Raw genomic sequence first — 11,021 nt, 5'->3', positions numbered from 1 at the left:
CCGGGGAATGGAGACGATCAAGACCGTCCAATACGTGCTCGTCACCTTCCAGCTCATCGTCCTGGCCTGGTTCGCCATCGCCGCGTTCGCCCACGTGGCCAACGGCTCCGCCTTCGACGCCACCCCCATCAGCGCCGAATGGTTCAACCCCTTCGCCGTCGGGTCCTTCTCCGCTTTCGCCGCCGGCGTCTCGCTGTCGATCTTCATCTACTGGGGCTGGGACGTCTGCCTCACGATGAACGAGGAAGCAACGAACCCCAAGAAGACCCCGTGCCGTGCGGCAGGCGTCACCATCGTCGTCATCATGGCCATCTACCTCATCGTCGCGCTGGCCACGCTGTCCTTCGCCGGCGTCGGCGACGGCGAACTCGGCGCAGGCAACCCCGACAACCAGGGCAGCATCTTCGCCGCGCTCGCCGGGCCGGTCATGGGCCCGTTCGCCATCCTGATGTCGATGGCCGTCCTGAGCAGTTCGGCGTCCTCCCTGCAGTCGACCTTCGTCTCGCCGGCCCGCACCCTGCTCGCCATGGGCCACTACGACGCACTGCCGGCCAAGTACGGCACGGTCAGCCCCCGCTACAAGTCCCCGCGCTACGCCACGGTCGCCGCGGCCGTCGCCGCCGCCGGGTTCTACGTGGTGACCCGGGTGCTCTCCGAGAACGCCCTGTGGGACACGATCACGGCCCTTGGCATGATGATCTGCTTCTACTACGGCGTCACCGCCCTGGCCTGCGTCTGGTACTTCCGTGCCGAGGCCTTCCGCGGAGCGGGCAACTTCCTCAGTAAGTTCCTCGCACCGCTGCTGGGCGGGGTCATCCTCCTGGTGATGTTCGTCAAGACCGCCATCGACTCGATGGACCCGGCCTACGGCTCGGGCTCGGAGGTCGGCGGCGTCGGCATGGTTTTCATTCTCGGCATCGGCGTTCTCCTGCTCGGAGCCGTGCTGATGGGTATCCAGTACCGGCGCAACCCCGGCTTCTTCAAGGGCACGGGGCTGCGCAAGGGCACCTCGCAGGACGCGTTCGATGACGTCCTGACCGACTGAGAGCCGGCTGAGCACCGACCGGGCCGCCGGCGGATTCCTCACCTGGAGGTTCCGCCGGCGGCCTCCGCCGTTAAACCGGCGGTCACCACCGCCTCGGTCAATCCGGTACGCCTCCTGACGGCTCGACGGAGTCCGTCAGGAGGCTTACTATCGACGTACGGAACTCCCCGGACGGCGTGGACCTGCCGTGCGCCACCACTGACCGGTCGACGGCGCGGCCGCCGATCCCGACCGGTGGGCCCCCGCCGCAGTGCCCCGACAGGGAGGGTCCAGCGGCCGGCGGGCGACGGCCGTCCATAGCGGCCAGCCAGTGCGAGGCGAGTCATCATGCGGATCGGATTGATTGCAGGGCCGTGGCTTCCGGTTCCGCCGGAAGGGTACGGCGGTGTGGAGCTGATGGTCGACTCCCTCGCCCGGGGGCTCGCCGAAGCCGGCCACGAGGTGCTGCTGGCCGCACCGGCCGACAGCGGGTGTCCGGTCCCTCTGCTCCCGGACACCGAGGTGTCGGATCCGTCGACCCTGGGGATCACCGGCTCGGAACTGCCCCACGTCGCCCGCGCCTATGCCGGGCTCGCCGAGGTCGACCTCATTCATGACCACACCCCGACCGGACCCTTATACCGGCACCGGCCTTCGCGCGCCGCGGTGATTGCAACCATCCACAACCGGCTGACTCCGGCCAGCCGGGAGTTGTACCGGGCCGCGGCACAGGACACCGCCCTCGTCGCGATCTCCCGCAGTCAGCTCAGCGGGTCGCCGGATATCCGGGTGGCCGCGGTGATCCACCATGGCATCGACGTTGCCAGGGTGCCGGTCGGCCGGGGCGAGGGCGGCTATGTCTGTTTCCTCGGACGGATGTGCGCCGAGAAGGGGGTTGTCGAAGCGATTCGAACCGCCCGGGCCGCAGGCCTTCCCCTGAAGATCGCGGCGAAGATGCGCGAAGCCGTCGAACTTCAGTACTTCCGCGATGCCGTTGAACCGATCCTGGGGCCGAATGAGGAGTTCCTGGGCGAAGTCGCCGACGGCGACAAATACGCCCTCCTTGGCGACGCGATCGCACTGCTCAACCCCATCCAGTGGCCGGAACCCTTCGGGCTGGTGACGATCGAGGCGCTGGCCACAGGCACTCCGGTCGTCGCGACGCCGCTGGGAGCTTTGCCGGAAATCCTCGACCCCGGCGTGACGGGGTATCTCGCCGACACTCCCGGTGCGCTCGCGTCCCTCCTGGCGCGCGCCGCGGCACTTGACCGGGCCGTCATCCGGGCCCGCGCCGAGGAGCGCTTCAGCGCGGAACGGATGGTCGATGAGCACCTGGCCCTGTACCTGAGGACAGCGGCGGGGTGAACCGCGGCCTATTGCAGCGCAATTCGGGGTGCGGGACCATGGACACGGGCGGTGGCCCCATGGCTTGTCGGTAGCGGAATATCGATCGGGAGCGGTCCATGAGTGGATGGAATGCGGATAACGCTGCGGGCTCACCTGGCCTCGGCGCCGTCACCATTGTCGAAGGTTCCTCATTCTGCATATCGGCCCAGAGCGGGGACATCCTTCCCGGCCTTCCCCAGGGGGCTTTCTACCAGGACACCCGCATCCTCTCGCGATGGCAGCTGACCCTGGACGGCTCCCCGCTTGAACCCCTGACCGCGCGCACCCGGGAACCCTACCGGGCGGTCTTCGTCGGCAGGCCGAGCGGAACCGACGGCGCCGACAGCCCCATCGTGGTGGAACACGAGCGGGAGGTCGGCCCGGGGCTGCGCGATGACATCCGGCTCCGCAACTTCTCGCAGCGGCAGGTCAGCTGCCGCATCCAGATCCTGATCGACGCCGACCTCAGCGACCTGTTCGAGGTGAAGGGTGGGCGGATACCGGCCGCAAAGGAAGGCGTACGGCAGGTCCGCGGAGACGAACTCCGGATTGAAGCGGTGCGGAACGACTCCCAGAGAGGGGTTGCGGTCAGCGCACCCGGAGCAGTTGTCACCGAGGGGTCGCTCCTCTTCCTGGCGGAACTCGAACCGCGGGGGTCGTGGTCGGCCCGGATCATCAGCACGCCCCTCGTCGAGGGGGTGGGTCCGGACGAGCCCTTTTCCCCAACCGCGGGGTCCGTGCACCATGTAGCGGCCCGCCGGCATGCCGACTGGGAGCGCGAGGTGCCCCGCCTCGCCATCAGCGAACGGAACGTCGAACGCGTCCTCACCCGCAGCCAGGAGGATCTCGGTGCGCTGAGGATCTTCGATCCCGACGACCCCGGGCGTGCAGCCGTGGCGGCGGGGGCACCGTGGTTCATGGCGCTGTTCGGGCGGGACTCGATCCTCTCCTCCTACATGGCCCTGACGGTGGATCCCACCCTGGCCACGGGCACCCTCCAGACACTGGCGTCGATGCAGGGGGGAAAGGTTGACCGGGCGACGGAGGAAGAGCCCGGGAGGATTCTGCACGAGGTCCGGCTGGGGACCGGCGGCGGCCTGGCGCTCGGGGAGAACCGTGCGTACTACGGCACCGCCGACGCCACCCCCCTGTTCGTGGCCCTCCTCGGAGAGTTGGGCCGGTGGGGGCTGGCCAGCGACCTGCTCTCGGTTCTGCTGCCGCATGCCGACCGCGCACTGGAATGGGTCGAGCGGTACGGCGACCGCGACGGCGACGGGTTCGTCGAGTACGGGCGGAGGAACAACCACGGACTGGTGAACCAGGGGTGGAAGGACTCCTGGGACGGAATCAACTTCGCCGACGGTTCCCTGGCCGAAGCCCCGCTGGCGCTGTGCGAGGTGCAGGCCTATGTCTACAGCGCATACCTCGGCCGGGCACTGCTGGCACGGCAGCTCGGCGATGACGCGGGCGCCGCGAAATGGGCGCATAAGGCGGCGTACCTCAAGGCGGAGTTCAACGACCGGTTCTGGCTGCCGGACAGGGGCTACTTCGCGGTGGCGCTGGATAAGGACAAGAGGCCCGTGGACGCCTGCGCCTCCAACATGGGCCACTGCCTGTGGCTTGGCATCGTCGATGCCGACAAGGCGCCCCCTGTGGTCGAGCGGCTCATGTCCGAGGAGATGTTCACGGGGTGGGGGATCCGCACCCTCGCCTCCGATATGGGCGCCTACAACCCGGTCAGCTATCACAACGGCTCCGTCTGGCCGCACGACACCACCCTGGTCGCCGCCGGCATCATGAGGTACGGCTTCGTCGAGGAAGCGGTGAGGATCGCCCGGGGCCTGTTCGACGCCGCCGAATACTTCGACGGCCGGCTGCCCGAGCTTTTCTGCGGCTTCGCCCGCGACGAGTTCACCGAGCCGGTTCCCTTCCCCACGTCGTGTTCCCCGCAGGCCTGGGCGTCGGCCGCCCCGGTCCACCTTCTGCGCACCCTCCTGCGCTTCGACCCGCTCCTGCCGCAGGGCGAGGTGTGCCTGGCCCCGGTGCTGCCGGAGGAATTTGGAAGCGTCAGCGCCGGGAACGTGCGCCTCGGCGCGTCCCGCATCACCTTGCGCGGCGAGGCGGGCAGCGGAACGCTCGAAGGACTTCCGGCGGGCGTGAAACACCGCCCCGCGCCCCGCGGTCCGCTGGAGGACCTCATCTAGGACGGCGTTCTACCGGCCGGGGACACCGCGCCGCCGCGGTCAGGGCCGCGCCGGGCAGGCGATAGAGTGAAAGCCATCCTGCGCCGGCGCGGCCTTTCCGCTGCTCCGGGGCACCCGCCGAACGAAGGAAACCCCGTGCGCTACGTTGTCGGATACACGGAAAACGACCGCGGCCAGGACGCCCTCGCGCTGGCGACCTCGCTTGCCTCGACCCAGGGGGCGCAGGTCGACCTGGTCACCGTGCTCAACCGGCCGCGTTCCGGCGGTGCGGCCCCCGGCACGGACCGCGCCGAAGTCGCCCTCGCCCAGGCCGCCGCCGGCACCCCGGACCACGTCGCCGTAAAGACCCATGTGAGGACGGCGGATTCATTCGCCGAGGGCCTGCTCGAGGCCGCCCGCGAGTTCGAGGCCGAGCTGATCGTGATCGGCGCCTCGAGCAACGGACTGCTGCGCCGCTTCACCGTGGGCAGCGTCGCCAACGCCGTCCTCCACTCCTCGCCGGTGCCGGTGGCGCTCGCGCCGCGCGGCTACCGCCACCGCGACACCATCACCCGCATGTCCTGCGCCGTGGGCACCCGGGCCGGGGCCGGGGCGGTGCTCGATGTCGCCGTGGAATCCGCAGCCCGGCACGGGGTGCCGCTGCGCCTGATCTCGCTGGTGGCCCTGGACGTCAGCGACCCGACCGACTCGGGGGAGGCCGTGAACCAGGCCCACCAGCACGCGAACACGGTGCTCATCAAGGCCGTCGAGCAGCTTCCGCAGGGCCACGAGGCCACCATCGCCGTCGCCCACGGCAGGACCATTGAGCAGGCGATCGACGACGTCGAATGGGACGCCGGGGAACTGGTGATCGTCGGCTCGAGCCGCTTGGCCCAACACAGTCAGCTCTTCCTGGGCTCAACGGCCAACAAGATGCTGCGCGCCCTGCCGGTGCCGATGGTCGTGGTGCCGCGCGACTGGAACCTCGCGGCGGCCTGATCCGAGCCGCGGCACTAAGCAGGCGCTGACCGAACTCCTGGATGAAGTAGGGGTAGTTCCCTGATGCGGTGTGCTGCTGATGCGTCCATCTGCTTCCAGATGTGCTGGTTGTGGTGATTCCGAACCTCCACGAACAGATTGGTAGATCGCAGCAACGGGCGCATCGGATACTCAGGTCAACATTGCGACAGATGTGTCCTCGAGCCACCGTCGAGGAAAGGCCATGAGTGCCGAGATCGTCGTCGACGTTACCGGCGCCCAGCAGGGCCAACCCAAGAACGTGAGGGCTTCCCTGGAGTTTGCGGAAGGGCAGGCATCCCTGACCGGCCTCCTCGCGGTTCTGTCCGTATCGGCGGTTCTGGGGCTCGGAGGAAACCCGCCACGTGCCGCAGTACATGCCCGAACTGCTCATGACCCCGGATGAAGCGCTGACGAAGATCGGAGATGCCGGAGGAGTCATCAAAACGGGCAGGCAGACGCCGCTTCAAGACGACGGGCAACCCAATGAGGATCCGGTCAAGCAGCTTCACCCTGTGAGCTCCCGTTTCTAGAAGAGCGTGTGGGGTGGGATCGATACCGTGGGCGTGTTTCTGAATCACGGCCCGGTCCCACCCCCGCCCATCAGAAGCCCTGGCCGCCCAGGGCCGCGAGGAAGGCCTGGGCATTCCAGTACTTTGCTCCGGTCGGTCTTTTTCAGGTATTTGGAAAGACAGTATTCCGTTCTGCGGAAGGCAACCTGCCGGCGGGAATCATCTGTCTGCCGCGGACAGTGCGTGGTCGTCCTTGTCCTCGTCACCGCGGGTCTTGCGCAGACTCGCGACGGTCGCTACGACGATGGCGGCGGCGATGAAGAGCAGCGAGAACCAGATGGGGATCTCGGGTACCCAGAGGAGCGGTTCCCCGCCGTTTATGAAGGACAGCTCGTTGACGTGCAGGGCGTGGAAGACGAGTTTCACGCCAATGAAGCCGAGGATGACGGCGAGTCCCTGGGCGAGGTAGACCAGGCGTTCGAGCAGCCCTCCGATGAGGAAAAACAGCTGACGCAGGCCCATCAACGCAAACGCGTTGGCGGTGAAAACGATGTAGGCCTCGTTGGTCAGTCCGTAGATTGCCGGGATCGAATCGACGGCGAAGATGAGGTCCACAAAGCCGATCGCAATGATCGTCAGCAGCATGGGCGTGGCGAAACGCTTCCCGCCCTGCACCACGGTGAGTTTGTCCTGGTGATACTCATCGGTGACGGGCAGGACCCGGCGGATCAGTGTCATGAATTTACCGTCAGCCGGATTGGACTCGTGATTGCTGAACGCCTGCCGGTAGGCCAGGACGAGCAGCAGGGCGCCGAAGATGTAGAAGATCCAGGAGAAGTTCTCGATCAGGGTCGCTCCAATGGCGATGAACCCGCCGCGCAATATCAGGGCGATGATGATCCCGATCATCAGCACCTTCTGCTGGTACTTCTTTGGTACCGCGAATCCGGCCATCACGATAAGGAAGACGAAGAGGTTGTCGATCGACAGTGCCTTTTCGGTGAGGTATCCGGCGAAGTACTCACCACCGAACGTCCATCCAGACACCATGCCGATCCCCACCCCGAACAGCAGGGCGAGCCCGATGTAGAACGCCGACCAGCGCGCAGATTCTGCGATGGACGGCTCGTGGGGTTTGCGCACGTGGGCAAAGAACTCGTAAACGAAAAACAGGATCGTCACAGCGATCGTGATGAGCCAGATCAGGGGTGTGATCTGCATAAGGAGGCTCCCAAGGGTAGGCGTTGAACAGATACGCCAAGGTCTCCTCCGCCCGGACTGCACCGGACCAAACGACCCGAGATGCGTTAATGCATCCGTATTGACGGGCCGATCACAGGCGGGAGTACTCCCCTTGATAGGAGAACCCTAACCGATTCAATCCCGTGGTCCTAACCGGCACGGGCCGGGGCGGGCCCGGTCCTGTCGATTTCGAAGGGCGTTGAGCCGGCAAAACCAGCTCCCTCCACGAGCCACATTCGAGGATCATTGCTCGGTCGATCTTCTGTGGGCTAGAGTAAGTAAGTACTCACTCACTAATTTCGGTTCGTCTTGGGTGTTTTCCTGAAACCCGCGGACAGAACGTGGTCCAGTGCAACGATGAGGAGATAGTAATGAGCAGTCCAGGGGAAAACTCGGGCACGGTCCTTGTGACAGGTGCCTCAGGCACAACGGGAAGTCGGGTGCTCAGGCTCCTTCTCGAAGCAGGAGTAGCGGCTCGGGGCGCAACAAGGTCCCCTGGCAGCAACCCTGATCTCGTGAAGTTCGACTGGGCGGATCCGACGACCTACGCCGCTGCAACCAAAGGGTGCAGTGCCCTCTATCTCGTTGCTCCGGTGGCCGAGCCTGCAGCGCTCGAACTGGTCAAAGCCTTCGCTGCTGTCGCGAAGGCAAACGGGGTAAAACGGGTCGTTGTCCTAAGTTCTTCCTCGCTTCCGACCGATGACGAGTCCATCCGGCATCCTCTGATCGAGATCGCGCGGTACGTGCGCTCCGAGTTCGAACAGGTCGCCATCCTGCGGCCCTCCTGGTTCATGTCCAACATGATTGGGTCCACACCGCTTGCACGCGCGATTCGTGAACGCGCCGTCGTTGTCTCCGCTACCGGCGAGGCGAAGGTGGCGTTCATCGATCCAGACGACATCGCCGAGGTCGCCGTGAAGACACTGCAGGAGGACACGGCAGCGTTTCCCGCCGGTGATGCTCTCCTGACGGGGCCCAGCACCCACAGCTTCCGCGAGATGGCCTCGCTCATCTCGCGCGAGGCAGGGCGCCAGATTCTTCATCTTGCCTTGGATATTGATGAGTTTGCGTCGTTCCTGGTGGCAAGCGGTGTTCCCGCCGTTCCCGCCCGTGAACTTGCCGCCTTGGACCGGGTTGTTGCCGCCGGCGCTGAGGATCGTGTCACAGACACCGTCGAACGGATCATCGGGCGCCCAGCTCATCACCTCGAGCAGTACATCAGGTCACACGCCGCTGAATTGCAGGACCTAGGAGGAGCAGGTCCCGACCGGGAAGCGGCGCGCGATGCGCTGTCAACGATGGCCTGGTTCATTGACCGGGGGCGGTGGCAGGACCTCGAAGCTCTCTTCACACCAGAAGTCAGCCTGGATTACTCACGCGCCCGAGGCACGAGTTCGACTATCAGCCGAACCGAGCTTGTGAAGAACTGGCGGGAACGTCTCGGCCCGTTGGAGGCGTCACAGCATGTCCTCGGAGGCATTCGAGCGTCGGTAGTCGGCGACGTTGCTCACGTCTCGGCGAATGTACTGGCCTATCTCCTGGCCCGCCCGGCCGAAGGGGGAACCGGCGAACTTACAAAAAACGGAGGTCAGTGGGAAGTCGAAATGGTGGTTCGGGACGGTAGCTGGAGAATTCGAAGCATGACGGCATCCCTGAGTTGGGCCGAGGGACGACAGGATGTCCTAGAGGGGGCACAGAGCCGCAGCTCACACGCCTGACCCTCGGAGACTGTCGGCCCAGGCACTCCCTTCTTCAGGGGTGGGATCCAACGCGTTGACGCTGTTGATGAGTTGGCCGATGGCAAGATATTGCTGGATTTCTACGTCCGTCGCACCAAGGCGCCGACGCAGAAAATCGACCTGGTCGGAATAGCATTCCGCCACGGCCTGACGAAGCGCCGGCACGGAAGATGCGGCGGTCGCATGAAGCAGGACCATCGCCGCATTCCGGTCGATCCCCGTACGCACAGCGCGTTCTCGCAAGACATCAGCTGCCGAGAACGGGCGTCCGGACGCCTCGACGCCTTCAATGCTTTCAAGGATCGCCGCCCTTAAGCGCAGCTTGACCTCCTCAAGGACCGCGACAAAGAGAGCCTCCTTGCTCGGCCAGATCTTATAGAGGTAACCCTCAGACAGATTGGCTGCTGCAGCGATGGCGGCTGTGGTCGTGCCGTAATATCCACGAACACTGAATACCTCAAGAGCTGCATCGATGATCTCGGCACGCCGTTCAGTGCTGGTGGACAATCGACGCGACTTGGCTTCCATTCTGGAAGGGTAGCAAGTGCGGGAGGCGGTGCCTGCCATGCTGCTCAAGCCCGTGACGGTTGCAGGAGTGGCCCCGCCCGGCCTATGCGCGGGCGGACATAAACCTCCGGCCGTTCCCGCGCGTCACAAAAGATCGAGGCTAGGAGGATGCCGGCGCGGTCTGCCCGGACGGTGCGGCGCTGCCGGCCGGAAGGGTTCCGCCGGACCCCTTCCGCGGGCGGGCCGAGCGCACCGTGCGCAGCATGTCGATGGTCAGCAGCACCAGGCCCGACCAGACGAGTCCGAAGCCGACCCAGCGCTCAGGCGGCATCTCCTCCCCGAAGACGAAGAGGGCCAGCAGGAACTGCAGGATCGGGGCGAGGTACTGGAGCAGGCCGATGGTGCTCAGGGGCAGCCGGCGCGCGGCCGCCCCGAAGAAGATCAGGGGGACTGCGGTGATGACCCCGGAGGCCGCCATGATCCAGAAGTGCCCGGGACCTTCGGTGGTGAGCGTGGCGGCGCCCGTCGCGCCCAGCCAGATCATCACCGCGGCGGCGACCGGGGTGAGCAACGCCGTCTCGATGCTCAGGCTCGATACCGCGTCGACGCGGGAGCCCACGCGCTTCTTGACGAAGCCGTAGAAACCGAAGGAAAAGGCGAGGATCAGGGCGATCCACGGCACGGATCCGTACCCGACGGCGAGGACGATGACCGCGACGAAGCCCAGCCCGATGGCCGCCCACTGGAGGCGGCGCAGTTTCTCCCGGAGCACGATGACCCCGAGCAGCACCGAGACGATCGGGTTGATGAAGTAGCCGAGGGCCGCCTCGATCGCGTGCCCGGTGGTGACACCGTAGGTGTAGGTCAGCCAGTTCAGGGCGATGAGGGCGCCGGCCACGGCGAGGGTTCCGACAATGCCCGGATTGCGCACCGCAGCAAGCACGGTGTGCCAGGCCTTGGTGGCAGTCAGCAGCAGGACACAGAAGATCAGCGACCACAGGACGCGGTTCGCGACGATCTCCACCGCGCCGGCCGGGTGGAGGATGAGGAAGTAGAGCGGGAGCAGGCCCCAGAGTCCGTACGCGCCGATGCCGTAGAAGATGCCGAGTGAGTTCTCACTGCGGGCAGGTCGTTGAGTTTTTACCGCTGTCGCATCGCTCACACGGTGAGGAACCGTACCGGGACGAAATTTATTCCCACCGGGCCGAAGTGAGATCTCCGCCACTGGTTTAGCCCCCTGCGCTGCACTGATTTAGACTAGAGAAATGTGCGCAAATTCGGCGCACCGACCGGTTACCTTGAGTGTTTCCACCACGGAAGAAGGCAAATCAGTGTCTACCTCAGCTGCGGGCCGTCCGCTGCGGGTCGCGATCATCGGAGCCGGTCCCGCCGGCGTGTATGCCGCGGACAT

9 protein-coding genes are annotated in these 11,021 nt (G+C 65.8%); 6 read left to right on the top strand and 3 right to left on the bottom strand.

The features are described 5' to 3' along the window. From QZX79_RS08020 to QZX79_RS08000, 5 genes are all read left to right on the top strand, one after another. Positions 1-1,045: APC family permease (locus QZX79_RS08020; RefSeq protein WP_294567336.1), on the top strand; the 1,045-nt coding region annotated here is incomplete at its 5' end. 327 nt (positions 1,046-1,372) lie between these two features. Next, positions 1,373-2,389, top strand: a complete 1,017-nt coding sequence (locus QZX79_RS08015) for a glycosyltransferase family 4 protein (protein WP_294567334.1) — start codon at positions 1,373-1,375, stop codon at positions 2,387-2,389. 98 nt (positions 2,390-2,487) lie between these two features. Further along, positions 2,488-4,614: a glycogen debranching N-terminal domain-containing protein gene (locus QZX79_RS08010; RefSeq protein WP_294567331.1), complete on the top strand. Its 2,127-nt coding sequence runs from the start codon at positions 2,488-2,490 to the stop codon at positions 4,612-4,614. Between the two features lie 135 nt (positions 4,615-4,749). Beyond that, a complete protein-coding gene (locus tag QZX79_RS08005) occupies positions 4,750-5,592 on the top strand; it encodes a universal stress protein (protein WP_294567328.1) in 843 nt (280 codons plus the stop codon). 383 nt (positions 5,593-5,975) lie between these two features. After that, positions 5,976-6,143 (top strand): hypothetical protein, encoded by a 168-nt coding sequence (locus QZX79_RS08000; RefSeq protein ID WP_294567327.1) that lies wholly within the window; start codon positions 5,976-5,978, stop codon positions 6,141-6,143. Between the two features lie 198 nt (positions 6,144-6,341). Here the strand turns inward: QZX79_RS08000 and QZX79_RS07995 are convergent, their stop codons facing one another. Beyond that, a complete protein-coding gene (locus tag QZX79_RS07995; protein WP_294567325.1) occupies positions 6,342-7,343 on the bottom strand; it encodes a TerC family protein in 1,002 nt (333 codons plus the stop codon). A gap of 392 nt (positions 7,344-7,735) precedes the next feature. On the opposite strand from QZX79_RS07995, the gene QZX79_RS07990 reads away from it, so the two are divergent. Next, positions 7,736-9,082 (top strand): nuclear transport factor 2 family protein, encoded by a 1,347-nt coding sequence (locus tag QZX79_RS07990; RefSeq protein WP_294567324.1) that lies wholly within the window; start codon positions 7,736-7,738, stop codon positions 9,080-9,082. On the opposite strand, the gene QZX79_RS07985 is transcribed toward QZX79_RS07990, so the two are convergent. Both QZX79_RS07985 and rarD read right to left on the bottom strand, forming a co-directional pair. After that, on the bottom strand, positions 9,071-9,610 hold the full coding sequence (locus QZX79_RS07985) for a TetR/AcrR family transcriptional regulator (protein ID WP_294567321.1): 540 nt from the start codon (positions 9,608-9,610) through the stop codon (positions 9,071-9,073). The two genes, QZX79_RS07990 and QZX79_RS07985, sit on opposite strands and share 12 nt — an antisense overlap. A 160-nt stretch (positions 9,611-9,770) precedes the next feature. Next, the gene (gene rarD / locus QZX79_RS07980) at positions 9,771-10,772 is read right to left on the bottom strand and encodes an EamA family transporter RarD (protein WP_294567318.1); all 1,002 of its coding nucleotides are present in this window, start codon (positions 10,770-10,772) and stop codon (positions 9,771-9,773) included. Between the last annotated feature and the right edge of the window lie 249 nt (positions 10,773-11,021).

Source organism: uncultured Arthrobacter sp. (genome assembly GCF_902805515.1).
Taxonomy (GTDB): Bacteria; Actinomycetota; Actinomycetes; order Actinomycetales; family Micrococcaceae; genus Arthrobacter_D.
The sequence above is the reverse complement of the archived record's forward strand: the minus strand, read 5'-3'. Positions and strand labels throughout refer to the sequence as shown.